The organism is Alteribacter aurantiacus DSM 18675 (assembly GCF_000429705.1).
Taxonomy (GTDB): domain Bacteria; phylum Bacillota; class Bacilli; order Bacillales; family Salisediminibacteriaceae; genus Alteribacter; species Alteribacter aurantiacus.
Map to the genome: position 1 here is coordinate 131440 of NZ_KE386941.1, position 20181 is coordinate 151620.

The following is a 20181-nucleotide window of genomic DNA, read 5'->3' on the forward strand; positions in this document are numbered from 1 at the left end:
TATTATGCAGATGAAACAGCTTAGGAACTGGCTCAATGATAATCATTATGAAGCCTTACTACTATCAAAACGAAATAACTTCTCTTGGGTAACGAGCGGGAGAAGAAGTCACATTGTTCAATCCACCGATCAAGGTGTAGCGAGCTTGCTCATTACGTCGGACCGTGTCCATTTGATCACGAACAACATGGAGGTCAAACGGATTGAGGAAGAAGAACTTCAACACTGTGATTTTGAATATGAGGCTCACACATGTGAATGGTATGAAGACGAAGGAGATGTGATCCGAACGCTTATTGAAGGGAAACGAGTAGCAGCTGATTCCCCATTTGATTCCTTGGATGTGGTGGACGATCAGATTGGCGCGATTCGATCTGTTTTATCAAAGGAAGAGCAAGAGCGTTACCGCATTCTTTGCCAAGAAACGGCTACCGCTGTGGAACAGGCTGCGCGCATGGCAGAGCCTGGGATGACAGAACACGAGATTGCTAGTTTTGTTGCATCAGAAGTGGCAAAATTCGGAGCAACCGCACAAGTGATCCTCGTCGCTACAGACGAGAGGGTATATAAGTATCGTCATCCGATCCCAACAGATAAAGTATTCAACAAACACGCCATGATCGTTGCGTGTATCGAGCGGGGAGGACTGGTTGCCAACGCAACACGCTTCGTGTATGTAGGAGAGCCATCAGAAGAATTGCTCGAGAATCGTACACGATTGGCTAGAATTGATGCGACGATGATTCATCAGACACGTCCTGGCTATGTTGTAGGCGACATTGTGAAAAAAGGCATTGAAGAATACAAGAATGCTGGTTTTCCTGAAGACTGGAAACTCCTTCATCAAGGAGGCCCTACTGGATATGATTCTAGAGAATACTTGGCCACCACAACATCTCCAGCTGAGGTTCAAGTAAACCAAGCTTTTGCATGGAACCCTGCATTACCAGGTATTAAATCGGAAGATACGATTTTAGTAAAAGCAGATGGCGTCGAATTGTTAACAAAAACAAACCAATGGCCTTACTTGGATGTGGAAATAGAGGGTAAAGTCTATAGCCGTCCGGATCTTTTGATTAAACCCGCATCAAATAAAGCGTAACGACCACACGTAGAAAGGGGTAACTTTATGGAACAGTCGGTTAAACCGAAAAAGAAGCGCAAATTCGTCACTCCAAAGACGGCGCCTTACATGTTTATTGCACCAGCTGTGATCTTGTTCTTGATCTTCACGATGTACCCGGTTATTTCATCTCTCATCTTGAGTTTCCAACGAACATCCGGCGGTGTAACAGAGTTTGCAGGGCTTGCCAACTATCAGCGCTTGTTTAACGACCCGTTATTTTACAAAGCACTAGGAAATACATTTACCATTTTAATTATCCAAGTCCCAATCATGCTTACCCTTGCCGTTATTTTAGCGGTCTTCATGAATTCGGCACTTCTTAAAATGCGCGGATTCTTCCGAGTGGCTTTCTTTATGCCGGCCATTACGGCACTCGTTGCTTATGCGATCATTTTTATGATTTTACTGGATGAAAACTACGGAATCGTCAACTACCTGCTAAACATGATTGGTGTCGATTCTATTCCTTGGTTAAATGATCCATTTTGGGCGAAAGTGGCTTTGATCATTGCCGTAACGTGGCGTTGGACAGGCTATAACATGGTTATTTTCTTGGCAGGACTTCAGAACATCTCAAGCTCGTTATATGAAGCTGCAAGTATCGATGGAGCGGGCAAAATTCGTCAGTTCTTCTCAATCACACTGCCACAGTTGAAGCCGATCTTCTTGTTTACATTCGTACTCTCAACGATCGGTACGCTTCAGCTTTTCGACGAACCGTTTATTTTAACCGGTGGTGGACCGAACAATTCCACATTGACGATTTCACTGTATCTTTACATGAACGGTTTCAGATACTTCGACTTTAACTATGCGTCAGCCATTGCCTATGTCCTCGTAATTATTATTGCGATTCTGTCTTGGCTGCAGATGAAAGTGGTAGGTGATAAAGAATGATGAAGAAAAAGAAAACACGCGAATTGCTTAAGAAAATCGGACTGTATTCATTCTTGTTCATCGGTGTTATCATCTCCATGTTTCCGTTTTATTGGATGTTTATCGGAGCAACAAACCCATCAGGGCAAATTTTCAGCATCCCGCCCAATTTAACACCGGGTGATCATTTCTTTGAAAACTTACGGAACTTAAATGAGTCGGTTGGCATTTGGCGAGTCATGTTCAACTCTCTTGTCATAACGCTGATTTTTACAGCGGTGAGTGTCTTCATTTGTTCTGCTGCAGGATATGCCTTTGCGAAGTTCGACTTTAAAGGGCGTAACGCGATTTTCTTCACGTTACTTCTTGCGATTATGATTCCTTATCACGTCACGCTGATCCCGCTTTTCAAACTAATGGCGGACCTTGAATGGTTAAACACTTATCGCGCAGTTATCCTGCCGCACTTGTCTTACCCATTCGCGATCTTCTTGATGAGACAAAACATGAAGGCCATTCCGGACTCTTTAATTGAGGCTTCACGAGTGGACGGCGCAGGAGAATTCCGCATCTTCTTCCGCGTTGTACTTCCAACGATGAGACCAGCCCTTGCTGCAGTAGCCATTTTCTTGTTCATGTTCCAGTGGAACAACTTCCTATGGCCCCTCGTCGTTATGAATTCAAGTGACATGTACACACTACCAGTGGCACTATCCAGCCTTGTAGGAATGTCACGAATTGATTACGGTCAAATTATGCTAGGAACGACCATCTCAACATTACCAATCATGATCTTCTTCTTGCTTCTGCAAAAGCAGTTCATCTCAGGTATCTTGGGTGGCTCGGTGAAAGAGTAATGTTATGCCTGTAAAACTAGCTATCTAAATTTGGGAATGGTACTTTCTGGAGTAGTAGCTAATCTAGCTTCTATTGTATAAGCTTCAAATAGTGAGTGTTTAGGAACACTGCTATCGAAAAAGTGTCGTTTATTAAGAGAGATGTTGAAGCCGAAGTGCCCGAGACTCCTGTGGCTGTGGGAGCTAGGCAAGACCCCGCAAGGCGCAAGCCTGAGGAGGCTTGACAGCACCGCCACGGAAAGCGAAGGGCACGCAGGCTTCAACCTAATCCTCGGTATTCTTATCCTAGAGGCAACCTTAAGGTAACAATTAAATTTTTATGGTACAAAAAGCATAAAAGCATCACGAAAAACAACAACGAAACTGAACTAAAGGTGGTAAAACAACATGTATATCGGTGTAGACTATTATCCAGAACAATGGCCAAAAACGCGCTGGTCCGAAGACGTGCGTATGATGAAAGAATTAGGAATTAACGTTGTACGAATCGCAGAATTCGGTTGGAGCCTGATGGAGCCAAATGAGGGCACGTACGACTTCTCATTATATGATGAAGCGATCGATCTTTTTGCCAAAAACGGGATTGACGTAGTACTTGGGACGCCAACGGCAACACCTCCAGCTTGGATGGTCCAGCGCTACCCTGACATTCTTCCGGTCGATGAAAACGGGGTAACCATTTCTTTCGGTGCCCGCAGACACTATACCGTAAACAGCAAGACCTACCAGGAGTTTTCTAAAAAAATCGTTGCCGAAATGGCGAAGCGTTACGGACAACACGCTGCCGTAATCGGTTGGCAAACAGACAACGAATACGGACACGAAAAATCAGACCGTAGCTACGGAGACGAAGATCGTGCCCGTTTCCAAGATTGGTTAAAAGAAGAGTACGGCACACTTGATAAGCTAAACGAAACATGGGGTACCGTGTTCTGGAGTCAGACTTACACAGAGTGGGAACAAATTCCTGTTCCGCGTAAAGTGTATCAAGAGCACAACCCAAGCCTTCTTCTCGACTTCGACCGCTTCTGTGCGGAGGCGTATAACCGTTATAACCGCCTTCAAGTGGAAGAGCTGAAAAAGCATATCGACGAGCGTCAGTTTATTACACACAACTTCGTATACACAGGTCTTGCGTTAAACCAAAAGGAAATGGCGAAAGACTTGGACTTCATCAGCTTTGACAACTACCCTGTATGGGGCGGACTACCAGAGCCGATTACACCAGCTAACATCGCACGTCAACACGACTTGTGCCGCGGAACGAAAAGCGGAAAAGGCTACTGGGTCATGGAAGAGCTGTCCGGTGCCCAAGGATGGAGCCGTATCGGCTACTTGCCTCGTCCGGGACACCTTCAACTTTGGACGTATCAAGCGATCAGCCGTGGTGCTGAAGCGATTGTTTACTTCCGTTGGCGCGCTGCCCGTTTTGGAACAGAAGAGTTCTGTCACGGAATCTTGGATCATGATGGCAAGCCAAAGCGCAAGTTCGACGAAGTAAAACGCGTAATCGACAACATGAAAGTATTCGGTGACGATTGGATCGAAGCAGAGTACAAAGCGGACGTTGCTGTTTACCACGATCCTGAAAATGACTGGGCTTGGCAGATCCAACCGCAAAGTGAAATGTTCAACTATGTTAACGAATTCCTTCGATTCTACGAGCCTGCATACGCAGTAAATGCAAAAACAGACATCATCAGTGAAGTGGAAGATCTCGATTCTTACAAAGTCGTTGTGGTTCCTGTGTACTTCTTGACGAAGAAAGGGTTCACAGAAAAGCTCAAAGAGTACGCAAATGCCGGGGGAACCGTCATCTTGACGTATCGTTCCGGAGTGAAGGACGAGCACAACGTTGTAACCGATCAAACGCTCCCAGGTGATCTGGCTGAGATTGCTGGAATCGAAGTAAATGAATACGAATCGCTACAAAGTGGTCAAGTGAACCAAGTCGAAGGGGTTAAAGGATCAATTGAGGGAATCGTATCTGATGCAACAGTATGGTGCGACCTTGTAGATCCGGTTACCGCTGAAGTATTGGCCGAGTACCGCAACACGTTCTACTCCGGCCAAGCGGCAATCACTCGTAATCGCACAGGTAAAGGTTCAGTTTACTACATCGGCAGTGCCGTTGAACCTGAAATCCTACGTCCTCTTTACAAAGAGGTTCTCGGAGAAGTGGGCGTGACCATGGTTGAAACGCCTGAAAACGTAGAGGTGCTGTTCCGCGGCGAGAGCGGAAGCGAGTTCATGAGCATCCTGAACCACGACACAAAAGCTGCTCACTCTTTCGAACTACCTGAAGGAAAGTGGCAAGATCCTGTAACAGGTGATGTGTACGACGGCGCATTTACAATTGAGTCTCTCGGTAGCATCGTGTTAAAGAAACAACAGTAAATAGGTGGTCAGGGGGAGCGGCAGCGCTCTCTCTGGCTTTTTTCTAAGGCACTGAAAAAGTTCGGACTTTAACTATTTCAGTTCCTTAAGCAATGAGCGAAACGGTTGCCTGTCTTAAAAGCCTGATACGAGTGGGTTTCTCGTAACAGGCGCGCAACCAAGTGGAGCCATTGCTATTCAAATAGAGGCACTGAAAAAGTTCGAACTTTAACTTTTACAATGCCTTTCCTTGATGGAGTAGCCGCTCGGTCGGGGATATTGCAGTGTGATTGGTGAGAGCATTTGGAAAGTGATTGATAACTTCTGAAAGTGATGGATAACGGGACGAAAGTGATCGATAAATCTGAAAGTCGATGAAGAACCACGCAAACTCGATGGATAAATCTGAAAGTCGATGAAGAACCACGCAAACTCGATTAACAAATCCCAAACTCGATGAACAAATCACGCCTACCCTATCCCATCCCACCATCGCCGCGCCCACCACACCTATCACCCCACACCTATCTTTTACACCACCTTTGAAAAAAGGTACTATTGTAGGAGATAGGAGTGAAACGTTATGAATGAACGCGCACAAACACTGCTTCCGGCCATCCGGCAGCTGAAAGATTTTGATTGGCTACTCGAAAGCCCATATCAAACGATTATTTTACTCGAAAGTCATGTCGGTCAACTTAGAAGTATCGTTACAACTGCAAAACGAGCGAATAAACAGCTCTTTATCCACGCAGATCTTGTTCACGGGTTGAAAAGTGACGATTACGGAGCCGATTTTTTATGCCAGGATATTAAAGTGGATGGGCTTATATCAACGAGAAAGAACATGGTTTTAAAAGCGAAGAAGCAAGGGATCTCAGCAATACAACGGTTGTTTCTCCTTGATTCCCTCGCTCTTGAAGCCAGCTATAAAAAGATTGAACTTACAAAGCCGGATTATATCGAAGTTCTCCCTGGGGTGGTGCCCAATTTGATCGAGGAAATTACGGATCGAACGCAAATACCGGTCATTGCAGGGGGACTTGTGCGGACATATTCCGATGTGGAAACGGCGCTTAAGGCAGGCGCATCGTCGGTGACAACATCTAATAAAGACCTATGGAAAGAGCACTTAGAAAGAGAAGCCTAAGGAGGAGTAACAATGGACAAGACATACATTCTTTCATTAGACCAAGGAACAACAAGCTCACGAGCGATGCTTTTTGATAAACAAGGGGAAGTTGTAGATATTGCTCAAACGGAATTCAGACAAATTTACCCGAATCCGGGGTGGGTGGAGCACAACGCAAACGAAATTTGGTCATCCATTCTGTCCGTGATTGCGGAACTCCTAAGTCGAACTGGGGTTTCCGCCAAGCAAATCGCGGGTATCGGAATTACGAACCAACGCGAGACTACTGTCGTGTGGGAAAAAGAAACCGGTCGTCCGATTCATAACGCGGTCGTTTGGCAATCGAGACAAACGGCTGCCATTTGTGAGCAGTTAAAAGCGGAAGGGCATGAAGACACAATCCGTGAAAAAACAGGACTACTTGTAGATCCGTATTTTTCAGGTACAAAAGTAAAGTGGATTCTTGACCATGTAGAAGGAGCGCGTGAGAGAGCGGAAAAAGGAGAGCTTCTCTTCGGTACAATTGACAGCTGGCTCATCTGGAAGTTATCCGGAGGGAAAGCCCACGTAACCGACTACTCCAATGCGTCTCGTACATTGATGTACAACATTCACGAGCTAAAGTGGGATGACGAACTTCTTTCCATATTAGGTGTACCAAAAGCGATGCTTCCTGAAGTGAAGCCGTCTTCAGAAGTGTATGGGACTACGGTTGATTACCACTTCTTCGGACAAGAGGTACCGATTGCAGGAGCGGCCGGAGATCAACAGGCAGCACTTTTCGGCCAAGCATGTTTTGAAAAAGGAATGGCAAAAAACACTTACGGAACCGGGTGCTTCATGCTTATGAACACTGGAGAAGAAGCGGTCAAATCAGAGCACGGGTTGCTCACGACGATTGCCTGGGGACTGGACGGAAAAGTGGAATATGCTCTTGAGGGAAGTATTTTCGTTGCGGGCTCTGCGATTCATTGGCTTCGCGACGGGCTACGCATGATTAAGGATGCAAAAGACACGGAAGCTTACGCTGAGCGCGTCGCGTCTACTGAAGGCGTATACCTTGTACCTGCATTTGTAGGGCTTGGTACGCCGTATTGGGATTCCGATGCAAGAGGCGCGATTTTCGGATTGACCCGCGGTACAGAAAAAGAACATTTCATTCGTGCCACACTGGAGTCTCTTGCTTATCAAGCGAAAGACGTGGTTCGTGCAATGGAGGCTGATTCCCATATCGATGTAAAAACCCTTCGTGTCGATGGGGGAGCGGTAGCGAACAACTTCTTGATGCAATTCCAAAGCGACATTTTGGATGTTCCTGTTGAGCGTCCGGTTGTTCAGGAAACAACAGCACTTGGAGCCGCATACCTCGCCGGACTAGCTACTGGCTTTTGGTCAAGTAAAGAGGAGATTGCCAAGCAGTGGGATGTGGATCGTACGTTTAATACAAATATGCAAGCTACTGATCGAGACAGTCTTTACAAAGGATGGAAAAAAGCGATTGAAGCGACTGTAGCATATAAAGTTTAATTCGTATTAAGACAAATTATCCGTGCTTATCCCTTTCATTAGGTACAAGGATGTAGTATACTAGAGTCAAGTTCATAACAGGTCGGAGATTAGGAGAAAGACCACAGCACGGGGTCCATAGGTGCGTATTTTACGCTTTTTGGGGGACTCTGATGTTGTGGTCTTTTCTTTTTTTGAACCTGTCAGATAAAGTAAAATACGTTTTTATAAAAGAAAGGATGTTTGAAGTGGTCAAACCATTTTCAGCAATTCAGAGAAACACTTATTTAGATGAAATGCAGCAAGAGGAGCTTGATTTACTCGTAATCGGTGGAGGGATTACAGGAGCAGGTATTGCTCTTGACGCATCAGTACGTGGGCTTTCAACGGGACTCATTGAGATGCAAGATTTTGCCGCAGGTACGTCAAGTCGTTCCACAAAGCTTGTTCACGGCGGTCTTCGCTATTTAAAGCAGTTTGAAGTGAAACTTGTAGCAGAAGTAGGAAAAGAGCGAGCGATCGTTTACGAAAATGCCCCTCACGTAACGTCTCCTGAGTGGATGCTCTTGCCAATTATGAAAGGCGGCACCTTCGGGAAGCTTTCCACTTCTGTAGGATTAAAAGCATACGACAAGCTTGCAGGTGTTAAAAGAAACGAGCGCCGAAGCATGCTAAATAAAAAAACAACGCTAGAAAAAGCGCCACTTCTTCGTAAAGAAGGCCTAAAAGGAAGCGGCATTTACGTAGAATACAAAACCGATGATGCCCGCCTCACCCTTGAAATTATGAAAGAAGCGGTTCACCGAGGAACAAAAGCGACGAACTATACAAAAGCTGAGTCCCTTCTTTACAACGAAGCAGGCAAGGTCATTGGAGCGAAAGTGAAAGATCTTGTAACAGGCAAGACCTTTGATATTAAAGCGAAGCGCGTGGTTAATGCAGCTGGTCCTTGGGTGGACGATCTTCGTGAGATTGATGGCTCCAAGAAAGGGAAGTTCCTTTATTTAACCAAAGGCGTTCACTTGGTGATCGATCAGTCTCGTTTCCCACTGAAACAAGCGGTTTACTTTGATACGGAAGATGATGGCAGAATGGTGTTTGCGATTCCTCGTGACGGGAAAACATACGTAGGGACTACAGACACGTATTATGATGGACGCATCGCTAGTCCTCGTATGACTCAAGAAGACTTGGATTACATTTTGGATGCGGCAAACTACATGTTCCCAAGCTTGAAACTTGAAGAGAAAGACGTGGAATCTAGCTGGGCAGGACTAAGACCTCTTATCCATGAAGAAGGAAAATCTGCATCAGAGATTTCACGAAAAGATGAAACATTTATTTCTGATTCTGGCTTAATTTCAATCGCAGGTGGTAAGCTGACCGGATATCGTAAAATGGCTCAGCGAATCGTTGATATGGTTGCAAAAGATGTGGGCGTAAAAGGCAAATGCACTACTGACAAAATTGTTCTTTCGGGCGGAGACGTTGGTGGATCAAACGGTCTTGAATCGTTCAAAAAAGAACAAATCAAAGTTGGAATGGACTTAGGTCTTGATAAAAAAGAAGCGGAAAAGCTTGTAAAACTTTATGGATCAAACGTTAAGCGAGTCTTTGAAATTATGGAAACGTCCGGTGAAGAGGCTAAGCATTTCCATATGCCGAAAAGCTTGTACGCAAGCCTTGTTTACGGATTAGAAGAAGAGATGACTACGACACCGTTAGACTTCTTCAACCGTCGGACGGCTTCATTGTTCTTTGACATCCATTGGGTAAAGGAATGGAAAGTACAAGTCGTGAACTATATGGCATACCGTCTGCACTGGACGAGTGAACAGAGGGATCGCTATGTAGAAGAGCTTGAGCGTGAGATGGCTTACGCGATGAATCCTGAAGAAAAGGTAAATGCATAAAAACGAGTCTTGGTTTTTTGCCTGACCACTCGTATAATAAAGGAAACTGGAAAAGCCCTATCACATTGTGTTTTGATAGGGCTTTTCTTTCTAAAGCCATCTTCACTCTAGCATCTACATACTAAATAACGATCTACAAGGAGGAACCAATGAGCTGGAAAAAGCAGTTTGAAAAATGGATGGGGTACGAAAGTTTACGAGAAGATTTACGAGAAGAGTTAATGAAGTTTGCAAATGACGAAACATATTTGGAAGATAGTTTTTACAAGAACCTTGAGTTTGGTACAGGAGGAATGCGCGGTGAAATCGGACCGGGTACAAACCGAATGAACGTTTATACGATCCGTAAAGCTGCTCAAGGACTAGCAGATTACATGAAGGCTGCCGGTGAAGAAGCTGTCTCCCGTGGAGTGGTGATCGCTCACGACAACCGTCGCATGTCTGATGAATTCGCCATTGAAGCCGCTTGTACACTAGGTGCAAACGGGATAAAAACCTATGTTTTCAGTGAGCTACGTCCAACACCGCAGCTTTCTTTTGCTGTGCGTGAATTGAACACACATACAGGAATTATGATTACAGCAAGCCACAACCCACCTGAATACAATGGGTTTAAAGTATACGGAGATGATGGCGCTCAGCTTGTACCAAATGATGCCGATCGTCTCATTGAAATGGTGAACGCAGTTGAAAATGAATTGACGATCAAAACAGGCGATAAAGACGAGCTTCTTGAAAAGGGACTTCTGGAATTCGTACTTGAAGACATGGACAAGTCTTACGGTGAAGCCTTGGAACGAGTTGTTGTGGATCAAGAGCTTATTAATGAAGTAGGAGAAGACTTGGGAATCGTATTTACACCTCTTCACGGGGCTGCCCAAAAGCCGATGATGGACGGCTTCCAGAGAGCCGGCTTTAAAAAGGTACACGTCGTTGAAGAACAAGCGGTTCCTGATACAGAGTTTTCTGCCGTGACGTCACCTAATCCAGAAGAACATCGTGCTTTTGATCGTGCTATCATTCTTGGTGACAAGCGTGATGCAGATATCCTTATTGCAACAGATCCAGATGGGGACCGTGTTGGTGTCGTAGCAAAAGACACAGAAGGCACGTACAAAGTGCTTACAGGTAACCAAACCGGTGCGTTGATGCTCGACTACTTGCTTTCCAAGAAGAAAGCTGACGGTAGCCTACCTGATAATGGTGTTGTCATCAAGACGATCGTGACTTCCGAAATGGGACGTCGAGTCGCCGCTCAATATGGCATAGAAACACTGGACGTTCTTACAGGGTTCAAATTCATCGGAGAAAAAATCCGCCAGTTTGAACAAACGAACGAGCACACGTATTTATTCGGGTATGAAGAAAGCTATGGTTATTTAATCGAGCCGTTCGCTCGTGACAAGGACGCGATTCAAGCAGCGCTCCTCGCAGCGGAAGTAGCAGCTTATTATAAAAAACAAGGGAAAACCTTGTACCAAGGACTTTTGGATCTTTATGAGCGCTACGGTTACTTCTTGGAAGACCTTGAATCGTTTGTATTCAAAGGGAAGACCGGCGTTGAAACGATGGGCCGTATGATGGAATCGTTCCGTAATGAACCTCTTAAAGAACAAGCTGGACTAAGAGTAAAGTGGCAAGAAGATTACTTGACCGGAACACGTACCAATATGATCAACGGCACTTCAGAAGAGATCGACCTTCCTGCATCCAACGTGATTAAAGTCGTATTGGAAGACGGTAGCTGGTACTGCCTTCGCCCGTCCGGTACAGAGCCGAAAATCAAAGCGTACTTCGGAGTGAAAAAAGACTCTCTTGAAGCTGCGGAAAGTCAGATTGAGCAGTTAAAAGACGCGGTGCTACAAAAAGTAAATGAAATGTCATAACCGGCACTGATGATAAATAGGGCAAAGCATGTTGTTTTCACGAGCAGCATGCTTTTTCCTTTTCATTTAAGGTCAATTAATTTATAATATTAATTAACAAAATATGTTACATTTGTCAGAATAAACGGAAATAAGGTAGTGAGTATATGGTCCTTTTGCACGACCTGAAACGATACGTAGAAGAGAAACGTCAGCTTATGATCTTGTCTGCCAAAAAGAACGGATTAACGTCATCAGAAACCGTTAAATACAGCCAAGAGTTGGACGAGCTATTGAACCTTTATCAAAATTACACCACCCAACGGAAGAAAAGCACAGGAGATGCAGGCCTAAACTAAAAGCCATGCAACCTACCTGTGCTTTTTGCGTTCGGAGAAAGGAACAGACAAATGAAAGAACAAACCTTTATCGATAACCAATTCAAAGATTCGTTGCAAGGAACCGTCATAGACCGTTGTACGTTTCGCAACTGTCGGTTTCGGGGCATTGACCTTCAAGAGGTTCAAACTTCCAATTCCGTCTTTGAAAACTGCGATTTTAGCGGAGCAAAACTGAATGATTCCCATCACCATACGAGCGCTTTTCTCAACTGTGATTTCCACATGGCGAATCTATGGACCGTGCACTTCTCCCATTGTAAAATGACTGGCTCCTCATTTATCGAAGCGATCCTTACTGGGATGTCGATAGAAGAAGGAGATTGGTCGTACACGAATTTTCGCCTCCAAGCTCTTGGAAAACAAAACTTCACCAATGTGCGGTTGATGGAAGCTGATTTTTACGAAGCAGATTTAACGGGAGTTGTGTTTAGTGGCGCAGATTTAACACGGGCAAAGTTGATGAAAGCGAATTTGAAAAAAGCCGATCTCCGAGAGGCCGTTGTTGACGGCATCAATTTTAAAGACCTGGAGTTAAATGACACCAAACTCGATTGGCACCAAGCTATTCGTGTGGCGGAAAGTCACGGTGCCAAAGTCGATTAAATAGAAATCAGCCCTACACGACATCGTGCAGAGCTGATTCTTTTTTTATTCTTCATCTTGAAGGAGGTGGTGAATACCCACGGTTTCTTCAACAGGCAACACAAAGCAAATGCCTTTTCCCGGTTTGTTGAGTTCTGTACCTTCTTCAATTTTTGCTAGGACTTCCTTTGTTTTAGAGCGTTTAATGAGCGTAAGAACGATATCTTTTTCAGGCTCGATACTTAAAGAGAGCAACTTGGCTTTTTCATGAATGCCACTTCCACGGCCGTTTAGAATCGTTCCACCTTCAGCGCCCCCCTCGATGGAAGAGTCGACAACCTTCCCGGCATCTCCTTTATTCACAACGGTCATGATCAAATTGAATCCTTTAGTGTCGTCTGTCATCGCGTCTAAATCCTCCTTTTCTTCCTCTTCATAATCCATATGGTTAATGCCGATCGTCTTTTTAATATCAATGATACAGCCGAGACCCTTTCCCGTTGTATTGAGTTTTACGGCGTCGATAATGTTTCTTAAAACGTCGGGCAAAATCTCCTCTCTCACAAGTGTGAGAATCAGGTCTTTTTCATAAATTTGATCCAAACCGAATGATTTGCCTTTTTCATGAATGCCTCGTCCGTTTGCCAATAGAATCGTTCCGCCCTCGGCACCGGCAGATTTAGATGCTTTCATCACCTTTTTCGACATGCCTCGTTTTACAATGGTGAGAATGAGTTTGTGATCGTGCTTTTCTGAAGGTGTCATGAAGAGGTACTCTCCTTCCATTTGTAAATTAAACCGAGAATCAGAACAGATAAGATCGGAGTGATGGCTACGAGAGCAATCATACCGAATCCATCCATTAACGGGTCTCGACCTTCTGTTACTTCAGCAATTCCTACCGCTATTGCCATAATGAACGTCACGGTCATAGGTCCTGTTGCTACGCCTCCCGCATCAAAAGCGATGGAGATGAACCTGTCCTTTGAGAAGAAAATGAGTAAAAGAGCAAGCCCATACCCCGGCACAATAAGGTACCAAAGGGGGATGCCAAGAACAATACGGACCATTGAAAGAGCAATAGAACAGGCAACACCAATCGATAACGTGATGAGCATGACGTTCTTGGAAATGGAGCCTGAGGTTACTTTTTCCACCTCATAATTTAAAATTCGAATAGCCGGTTCTGCAAAAGTCGCAGTAAATCCAAAAAGAAATCCAAGGATAGGTAGTAAAATCAATGTGTTTTCCCGTTCTCCGAGTAATTCACCAATCACTTCTCCAGCAGGAAAAAACCCTACTTCTACTCCTTGTAAAAAAAGAGAGAGCCCCATAAACGTGAGGACGATTCCAATCAAGACATTTTTGATTCGTTCTTTTTCAAGTTTTAAAAAGAAAATCTGAAAGATCAAGAAAAACACAAGAAGAGGAATAACAGCCATTAACACTTCCAACAATACATGGTCAAATCCTTCAAACAGTTCTGCAATCATCCGTATATCACCCCTAAAATCATCACGGCAATGATCGGTCCGATCGAGGCGAGTGCCACAAGGCCGAACCCTTCACTTGACGACCCTTTGCCGCCGCGAATGACAGATGCCACACCTACACCAAGCGCGAGGATAAAGGGCACCGTCATCGGTCCTGTCGTTACCCCTCCTGCATCAAAGGAAATGGGAATAAACGAGTCGGGGGTGAACAAAGCCAAGAGGAATACAACCGTGTATCCTCCGACAAGTAAGTACTTCAATGGAATTTCGTAAATGGTTCTTGCCATGGCCAAGGCGACAAAAATCCCCACCCCAAGTGCCACCGTATAGACGAGGGTCAAATTCGAAATGTCCCCTCCTGAGACTTGATCGACTTGAAGGGCAAGCACACGCACATCCGGTTCCGCAATCGTAACTGCTACCCCAAGAATAAAGCCCACTCCGATAATAATCAGAGGTTTTTTCGACTTAGGTAGGGTAGACCCAATTAATTCCCCGATCGGTAAAAGTCCGATATGAACGCCAAGTAAAAAAAGAAAAAGGCCTAGCCCAACCATGACTACTCCGAATAAAAAGCGGATGAACACATCTGTGGGCATTCCAATGACGGTAAATTGTAAGAAAATAATTAAGCCGGCCATTGGCATAATGGCTAAGCTAACTTCTTTGAATTGGTCAAGTACGTTCTTCATAGCATCTCCCCATCTGCGACGTTTTCTATGTTAACCTTTTCACTTACTAATACCCTTTTGAACGATATTTTACGCTCGAAATAATTGATTGAATAGTATAAAAATTTAAGTGAGGTTGGGTTACTTTTTCTAAAAGAGCGGTGTATAATAAGAAAAAGAGTAGAAAGCGGTGGAAAAAGGTGGCCATTATTTACATTTGCAAGCAGTGTAATGGCGTTGGTCAGGTTGAGAGGAAATTTTGGTTTTTGTCCAGAAAGAGTAGCTGCCGCTTTTGTGAAGGAAAAGGAAAAAGAAGATATAATAAAATTGTGTAAGAGTAGGTCTGTTTCCGATTTGAGGAGACGGGCTTTTTTGTTCTTTGGATGAGGTGGATTGGGGGAGCTGTGATTTGAGCCAAACCGTTAATTAGGGGAGTGAAGCCGTAAAAAGAAGGGGAGGAGCTGTGAATTGGAGAATGGTACCCGGTAAAAGTGGGGATGAAGCCTCGAATAATAGTGATTTGGCCGGATATAAACATTAAGTGCGTTGGCCTTCTTCGAGATGGTGTGACTTGAGCCAAACGGTTAATTAGAGGAGTGAAGCGGTAAAAAGAAGGGGACAAGCGGTGAATTGGAGAGTGGTACCCGGTAAAAGCGGGGGACGAAGCCGCGAATGAGAGTGGTGAAGCCGTTAATTCCCCTAAGCTCCACACCTTTCTACAACAAGACCCCCTCTCCAAAAATAGAGAGGGGGTCTTACAAGAGGTGGTCATCAGGTTTGGTGCATTAATCGCTCTACGATGCATCACAAATCAATCCTCAACCATTTCCGCCAAAAACACTCTTACTCCAACAATTCCCAACCAGTCGATAACGTCAAGTCAGGATACTTGTCTTGGAAGAAGCGCAGGGAGAATTCGTTTTCGAACAAGAGGACGGAGCGGCCGTGCTGATCTTTTACGAGCATTTTGCGGCTGTCTGTCATGTTGTCGGTAATTTCACCTTTGGTTACCCAGCGAGCGAGTTCGTAGGTCATGTGACTAAACTCGATATCTACGTTATATTCGTTTTTCATACGGTATTCGAATACTTGGAATTGAAGCTCACCAACGGCACCGATGATGTAGTCATCGAAGTACGGCGTCTTATAGAGCTGAATCGTTCCTTCTTGCACTAGCTGCTTCATTCCTTTGTGATACTGCTTATGTTTCAGCGCGTTTTTCGCCGTAATTTTGGCGAATTTTTCAGGCGGGAATTGAGGCATTTCTTCGTATTGGAACGGCTCGTTGCCCGTTACAATCGTATCGCCTACTTCGAAGTTTCCTGAGTCGTAAAGCCCGATTATGTCTCCAGGGAGTGCATCATTGACCGTTTCACGATCTGAAGCGAAGAACGAATGGGACTGAGACAATTTCATTTTTTTGCCCGTACGTGAAAGCATGACTTCCATTCCTCGTTGGAATTTACCCGAACATATGCGAAGAAACGCAATACGGTCACGGTGGTTCGGGTTCATGTTCGCTTGAATTTTGAAGATGAATCCGCTGAACGTATCACCTTCTGTGCTGATTAGCTCTCCACCAGCTTTACGAGGCTGAGGGGGTGCTGCAAGATTGACGAATTCGTCGAGAAACGACTGAACACCGAAGCTTGATAAAGCACTACCGAAGAATACCGGTGTGAGATCACCGTTACGCACTTTGTCCATTGTAAATTCGTTGCCGGCTTCATTTAGAAGCATCACGTCTTCTTCGAGCTTTTCTTTTTCGTAATCCTCGAGCATCGTCTGCTCGTCATAATCGACGATTACACGTTCATGCTGCTCGTTGTACACTTCAATTTTATTTTTTTCGCGGCTGTAAATCCCTTTAAGGGTTTTTCCCATACCGATCGGCCAGTTCATCGGATACGTTTCCATCTCGAGCACTTCTTCAATTTCAGCTAAAAGGTCGAGTGGGTCTTTTCCTTCACGGTCAAGCTTGTTGATGAAGGTGAGGATCGGTATTCCACGCATTTTACACACTTTGAACAGCTTCAATGTTTGCGCTTCGATTCCTTTTACGCTGTCGATCACCATGACGGCCGTATCAACGGCAGTGAGTGTTCGATACGTGTCTTCACTGAAGTCTTGGTGTCCAGGTGTATCGAGAATGTTGATTTGGACGTCGTCATAAATCAACTGCATCACACTGGATGTAACGGAGATTCCCCGTTGTTTTTCAATCTCCATCCAGTCGGATGTAGCGAACTTTCCGCTTTTTTTCCCTTTAACCGTTCCTGCGTCGCGGATTCCTCCACCAAGGAATAACAGCTTTTCGGTTAGTGTTGTTTTACCGGCATCCGGGTGAGAGATGATGGCAAATGTTTTTCTTGGTAATTCGGCAGTCATGTACATAACCCTTTCTACATTTAGCGCTCATTTTTACATTCATCTCCCCATTATATACAACTTGGGACGAAGAATCACTCTAAAAATGCATGGTTCTCCTCATGAGCGGGAAAATAACAATGTACAGACAAGAAGGCACTGAAAAAGTTCGAACCAATGAGCGTAACGGTTGCCTGTTTTGAAAGCCTGATACAAGTGGGTTTCTTGTATCAGGCGCGCAACCGAGTGCCTATTCCAATAAAGGCAGTGAAAAAGTCGGGCTGTACTTTTTCAGTGGCTTCGAGTAAAAGGGAGGAGAGACCATGAAGGACGAGCGCTTGTTTTACTTTTCCATTACGGGAATCTTTGTTGTCGTGATTATTGCCAGCGGCTTTTATGTATTTGAGCGTGCGGCAGAACAGGACTACGCATTTCCAAATCACCTATTACTCATTGGCATTGCTTTTGGTGTGTGGGCGATTCTTCGCTGGAAACGAAAATCGTACCCTTTGGCATTTATTCTCACGTTACTCTCAGCCTACGCGCTACTTATGGTGTTATTTACCATGATGGCCATGTAAATGAATGAAGGTATTGAAAAAGTCGCGCCTTATCTTTTTCATTGCCTCATCAATAAACAGGAGATTACATCATGACAAAACAACGATGGATTTGGCTCATTGCGATTCTCCTTATTTTTACAGGAGGGTTGCTTCTTTACCATACGATTCAAGCTCCGGCGCTTCTTTTATCTTTGCCCTATCACTTATTGATTATTGGGATCATGTTTTTCGTGTGGGCAAGATTTGAGTGGCAAAAAGGGAATAGGAAGCTTTCGTATTTGTTTATTGCGATTGCAGTGTACTCATTAACTGCATTTGCCTTTACAACAATCGTTCTTTAAATCGGTCTTCCTTGAGAGGGCCGGTTTTTTTTGCTTTGAAAAAATATCTGAATTTTTCACACTTAGTATTGACTTTGGAATAATATGACTGTAGTATCTTAGTTAGTTAGTTGAGTAACTAACCAAATGACATGGATGAAAAAGTTGGTGAAAAATTGAAGAAAATGATTGATGAGAACCGACCGATTTTTCAACAAATTAAAGAATGGGTCGAGGAAGACATCTTAGACGAAGCGCTAAAAGAAGGTGACAAACTTCCTTCCACAAACGAGCTTGCTAAGTTTTATAAAATTAATCCAGCTACGGCGCGTAAAGGAATTCAGGCTTTGGTGGATGAAGGATTGATCTTTAAACGGAGAGGAATTGGCATGTTTGTTGCTGAGGGGGCAAAAAAGAAGCTTATGGCAAAACGGAAAGAAGAGTTTTTTACCGAGTTTGTGAAGCCTCTTGTAAAAGAAGCCAAGCGAATCGGGATGGAGAGGAATGAGCTTTCAGAACTGTTATCTAAGGGAGTGGATGAAGAGTGAATGAGCATGTGGTAAAAATTGAGGGGTTAACGTATTTTCACAGTAAACAAGCGAAAGGTCTCGACAGTGTCAGTTTAACGTTAGAAAAAGGAAAGGTTTATGGGCTGTGGGGTAGAAACGGAGCGGGAAAGACAACGCTCATGAAAGTGTTGGCCGGCTTTTTTAGACCCGACGAAGGAAGTGTAAAGCTATTCTCAGAAGCTCCTTTTGAAAACCGCAATGTATTGAAAAAAATGTGCTTCATTCAAGAGAATCATCCTCTAAACCCAGCGTGGAAAATTAAAGATGTGTTACGAGTCGCGTCTTATTTTTACCCTAAATGGGACGAAGAACTAGCTGCCCATAGTTTACGGGCTTTTTCGTTAGATGGTAAAAAACGTGTGAAAACCTTATCAAAAGGGATGAAAACGGCTGTCGCTTTAACTGTTGGTTTAGCGAGCCGAGCGGAATTCACCGTGTTCGATGAACCAACAAATGGTCTGGATGCAGCTGTCCGTGAAGTGTTTTATGACTTATTGGTAACGGAACTTGAAGAAGGGGATCGCACGTTTTTGTTGTCTACGCACTTTATTCAAGAACTACAGTCGTTTATTGAAGAGATGATCGTCATGGATCAAGGAAAGCTCGCCCTTCAAAAATCAATGGAAACCATTCGAGAAGGTGCCGTTTATGTGACTGGTTCGAAGGAGGCGCTTGGGGTATACCTGACTCACCGTGATGTATTGGAAACGAAGTCACTCGGTAACACCGTTTCCCTTCTAGTAGAAAAGGAAAGTGAGTTATGGCAAGAGCTTCAGGACGTAGAGAGCATGAACGAAGTACCGAGCCTTCAGGAGTACTTACTTCGCAAAACGGACCGTAAGAAAGAGGGAGTGGGAGCATGAGAGAAGTAATAGGGTTATGGCACATGGTTTGGCTTGAAATGAGAAGTTCATTTTTGTACTTCTTTGCCATATTATTTGGTGTCGTGAGCATCGGAATTGTGTATACAGCGATTAACCAGTCAGACCAAGTGTTCTTTCAGACTAATGCGGCTGTGTATCTTTACTTTGCGATTATCGGGAGTTACTTATATCGTCTCGTTTTAACATATGGATCGTCTTTTGGTGCCACTCGGAAGCAACTCTATATAGGTGTAGTCGCGAGTGCTGTGGTGCTAAGTGTACTCGGTGCCTTTATCCACACTGTTGTGTTTCTTGGTCTTGAACAGTTGACGCTGTGGCAAGCAGAAGAAATGAACCTTTCCCATTTTACGGCATTCATGGCTGGGGAACAAACCGTTTTGATAATGTTTGCAGTCGATATGGCGATGCTCATTATGATTATGTCACTGGGATTTGCAGCCTCTGTGATTCATTACCGATTTGGTCTTGTGTCTCTGATAATTGGTGGTGGAGTGATTGGTCTCTCTGTCATTATTCCAGAAGTACGTGAAGCGATTTGGCTAAATGTTTTCAACATTTTCTTGGTTCGTGGGATTTGGGAGATCACAGGTGCTGTGCTAGCAGTAGCGGTGGCTGGCTTCGTTCTACCATATTTCTTGGTAGGAAGACTGAATCTGTACTTTAATGAAAAATCTGCCTAA

19 protein-coding genes are annotated in these 20181 nt (G+C 44.4%); 15 read left to right on the plus strand and 4 right to left on the minus strand.

Annotated elements, in window-relative coordinates; all coding sequences use genetic code 11:
• The first annotated feature begins 4 nt into the window (after positions 1-4).
• The 10 genes from G476_RS0103710 (at position 5) to G476_RS0103755 (ending at position 12655) form a co-directional block, all read left to right on the plus strand.
• Positions 5-1102 (plus strand): M24 family metallopeptidase, encoded by a 1098-nt coding sequence (locus G476_RS0103710; RefSeq protein ID WP_026688886.1) that lies wholly within the window; start codon positions 5-7, stop codon positions 1100-1102.
• 27 nt (positions 1103-1129) lie between these two features.
• The gene (locus tag G476_RS0103715) at positions 1130-2023 is read left to right on the plus strand and encodes a carbohydrate ABC transporter permease (RefSeq protein ID WP_026688887.1); all 894 of its coding nucleotides are present in this window, start codon (positions 1130-1132) and stop codon (positions 2021-2023) included.
• The gene (locus G476_RS0103720) at positions 2020-2859 is read left to right on the plus strand and encodes a carbohydrate ABC transporter permease (RefSeq protein ID WP_026688888.1); all 840 of its coding nucleotides are present in this window, start codon (positions 2020-2022) and stop codon (positions 2857-2859) included. Before G476_RS0103715 ends, G476_RS0103720 begins: the two co-directional genes overlap by 4 nt.
• Before the next feature lie 387 nt (positions 2860-3246).
• On the plus strand, positions 3247-5256 hold the full coding sequence (locus G476_RS0103725; protein WP_026688889.1) for a beta-galactosidase: 2010 nt from the start codon (positions 3247-3249) through the stop codon (positions 5254-5256).
• Positions 5257-5818: 562 nt separating this feature from the next.
• Positions 5819-6385, plus strand: coding sequence for a glycerol-3-phosphate responsive antiterminator (locus G476_RS0103730; protein WP_026688890.1), 567 nt, complete (start codon positions 5819-5821; stop codon positions 6383-6385).
• A gap of 12 nt (positions 6386-6397) precedes the next feature.
• On the plus strand, positions 6398-7894 hold the full coding sequence (gene glpK, locus G476_RS0103735; RefSeq protein WP_026688891.1) for a glycerol kinase GlpK: 1497 nt from the start codon (positions 6398-6400) through the stop codon (positions 7892-7894).
• A 227-nt stretch (positions 7895-8121) separates the two neighbouring features.
• Positions 8122-9786 (plus strand): glycerol-3-phosphate dehydrogenase/oxidase, encoded by a 1665-nt coding sequence (locus G476_RS0103740; protein ID WP_026688892.1) that lies wholly within the window; start codon positions 8122-8124, stop codon positions 9784-9786.
• 149 nt (positions 9787-9935) lie between these two features.
• Positions 9936-11672 (plus strand): phospho-sugar mutase, encoded by a 1737-nt coding sequence (locus G476_RS0103745; protein ID WP_026688893.1) that lies wholly within the window; start codon positions 9936-9938, stop codon positions 11670-11672.
• A gap of 146 nt (positions 11673-11818) precedes the next feature.
• Complete coding sequence (locus tag G476_RS21210) at positions 11819-12010, plus strand: aspartyl-phosphate phosphatase Spo0E family protein (RefSeq protein WP_026688894.1); 192 nt, start codon at positions 11819-11821, stop codon at positions 12008-12010.
• A gap of 51 nt (positions 12011-12061) precedes the next feature.
• Positions 12062-12655: a pentapeptide repeat-containing protein gene (locus G476_RS0103755; RefSeq protein ID WP_026688895.1), complete on the plus strand. Its 594-nt coding sequence runs from the start codon at positions 12062-12064 to the stop codon at positions 12653-12655.
• A 45-nt stretch (positions 12656-12700) separates the two neighbouring features.
• Here the strand turns inward: G476_RS0103755 and G476_RS0103760 are convergent, their stop codons facing one another.
• From G476_RS0103760 to G476_RS0103780, 4 genes are all read right to left on the minus strand, one after another.
• A complete protein-coding gene (locus tag G476_RS0103760; protein ID WP_026688896.1) occupies positions 12701-13399 on the minus strand; it encodes a P-II family nitrogen regulator in 699 nt (232 codons plus the stop codon).
• Positions 13396-14127, minus strand: coding sequence for a DUF1538 domain-containing protein (locus G476_RS0103765; protein ID WP_026688897.1), 732 nt, complete (start codon positions 14125-14127; stop codon positions 13396-13398). The genes G476_RS0103760 and G476_RS0103765 overlap by 4 nt, the downstream gene beginning before the upstream one ends.
• On the minus strand, positions 14124-14819 hold the full coding sequence (locus G476_RS0103770; RefSeq protein ID WP_026688898.1) for a DUF1538 domain-containing protein: 696 nt from the start codon (positions 14817-14819) through the stop codon (positions 14124-14126). Before G476_RS0103770 ends, G476_RS0103765 begins: the two co-directional genes overlap by 4 nt.
• An 822-nt stretch (positions 14820-15641) precedes the next feature.
• The gene (locus G476_RS0103780; RefSeq protein WP_084405589.1) at positions 15642-17186 is read right to left on the minus strand and encodes a peptide chain release factor 3; all 1545 of its coding nucleotides are present in this window, start codon (positions 17184-17186) and stop codon (positions 15642-15644) included.
• Between the two features lie 302 nt (positions 17187-17488).
• On the opposite strand from G476_RS0103780, the gene G476_RS0103785 reads away from it, so the two are divergent.
• From G476_RS0103785 to G476_RS0103805, 5 genes are all read left to right on the plus strand, one after another.
• Complete coding sequence (locus tag G476_RS0103785; RefSeq protein ID WP_026688900.1) at positions 17489-17746, plus strand: hypothetical protein; 258 nt, start codon at positions 17489-17491, stop codon at positions 17744-17746.
• Between the two features lie 71 nt (positions 17747-17817).
• Positions 17818-18069, plus strand: coding sequence for a hypothetical protein (locus G476_RS0103790; protein ID WP_026688901.1), 252 nt, complete (start codon positions 17818-17820; stop codon positions 18067-18069).
• Between the two features lie 164 nt (positions 18070-18233).
• Positions 18234-18596, plus strand: coding sequence for a GntR family transcriptional regulator (locus G476_RS0103795; RefSeq protein ID WP_342664064.1), 363 nt, complete (start codon positions 18234-18236; stop codon positions 18594-18596).
• Positions 18593-19480 (plus strand): ABC transporter ATP-binding protein, encoded by an 888-nt coding sequence (locus G476_RS0103800; RefSeq protein ID WP_026688903.1) that lies wholly within the window; start codon positions 18593-18595, stop codon positions 19478-19480. The genes G476_RS0103795 and G476_RS0103800 overlap by 4 nt, the downstream gene beginning before the upstream one ends.
• On the plus strand, positions 19477-20181 hold the full coding sequence (locus G476_RS0103805) for a hypothetical protein (protein ID WP_026688904.1): 705 nt from the start codon (positions 19477-19479) through the stop codon (positions 20179-20181). Before G476_RS0103800 ends, G476_RS0103805 begins: the two co-directional genes overlap by 4 nt.

What these genes read in the sequence shown, in the direction of transcription:
- G476_RS21210 (WP_026688894.1), top strand. Translation starts at nt 11,819, where the DNA reads ATGGTCCTTTTGCACGACCTGAAACGATACGTAGAAGAGAAACGTCAG.
- G476_RS0103725 (WP_026688889.1), top strand. Translation starts at nt 3,247, where the DNA reads ATGTATATCGGTGTAGACTATTATCCAGAACAATGGCCAAAAACGCGC.
- G476_RS0103755 (WP_026688895.1), top strand. Translation starts at nt 12,062, where the DNA reads ATGAAAGAACAAACCTTTATCGATAACCAATTCAAAGATTCGTTGCAA.
- G476_RS0103715 (WP_026688887.1), top strand. Translation starts at nt 1,130, where the DNA reads ATGGAACAGTCGGTTAAACCGAAAAAGAAGCGCAAATTCGTCACTCCA.
- G476_RS0103770 (WP_026688898.1), bottom strand. Translation starts at nt 14,819, where the DNA reads ATGAAGAACGTACTTGACCAATTCAAAGAAGTTAGCTTAGCCATTATG.
- G476_RS0103780 (WP_084405589.1), bottom strand. Translation starts at nt 17,186, where the DNA reads ATGACTGCCGAATTACCAAGAAAAACATTTGCCATCATCTCTCACCCG.
- G476_RS0103785 (WP_026688900.1), top strand. Translation starts at nt 17,489, where the DNA reads ATGAAGGACGAGCGCTTGTTTTACTTTTCCATTACGGGAATCTTTGTT.
- G476_RS0103730 (WP_026688890.1), top strand. Translation starts at nt 5,819, where the DNA reads ATGAATGAACGCGCACAAACACTGCTTCCGGCCATCCGGCAGCTGAAA.
- G476_RS0103745 (WP_026688893.1), top strand. Translation starts at nt 9,936, where the DNA reads ATGAGCTGGAAAAAGCAGTTTGAAAAATGGATGGGGTACGAAAGTTTA.
- G476_RS0103765 (WP_026688897.1), bottom strand. Translation starts at nt 14,127, where the DNA reads ATGATTGCAGAACTGTTTGAAGGATTTGACCATGTATTGTTGGAAGTG.
- G476_RS0103760 (WP_026688896.1), bottom strand. Translation starts at nt 13,399, where the DNA reads ATGACACCTTCAGAAAAGCACGATCACAAACTCATTCTCACCATTGTA.
- G476_RS0103710 (WP_026688886.1), top strand. Translation starts at nt 5, where the DNA reads ATGCAGATGAAACAGCTTAGGAACTGGCTCAATGATAATCATTATGAA.
- glpK (WP_026688891.1), top strand. Translation starts at nt 6,398, where the DNA reads ATGGACAAGACATACATTCTTTCATTAGACCAAGGAACAACAAGCTCA.
- G476_RS0103805 (WP_026688904.1), top strand. Translation starts at nt 19,477, where the DNA reads ATGAGAGAAGTAATAGGGTTATGGCACATGGTTTGGCTTGAAATGAGA.
- G476_RS0103790 (WP_026688901.1), top strand. Translation starts at nt 17,818, where the DNA reads ATGACAAAACAACGATGGATTTGGCTCATTGCGATTCTCCTTATTTTT.
- G476_RS0103720 (WP_026688888.1), top strand. Translation starts at nt 2,020, where the DNA reads ATGATGAAGAAAAAGAAAACACGCGAATTGCTTAAGAAAATCGGACTG.
- G476_RS0103795 (WP_342664064.1), top strand. Translation starts at nt 18,234, where the DNA reads ATGATTGATGAGAACCGACCGATTTTTCAACAAATTAAAGAATGGGTC.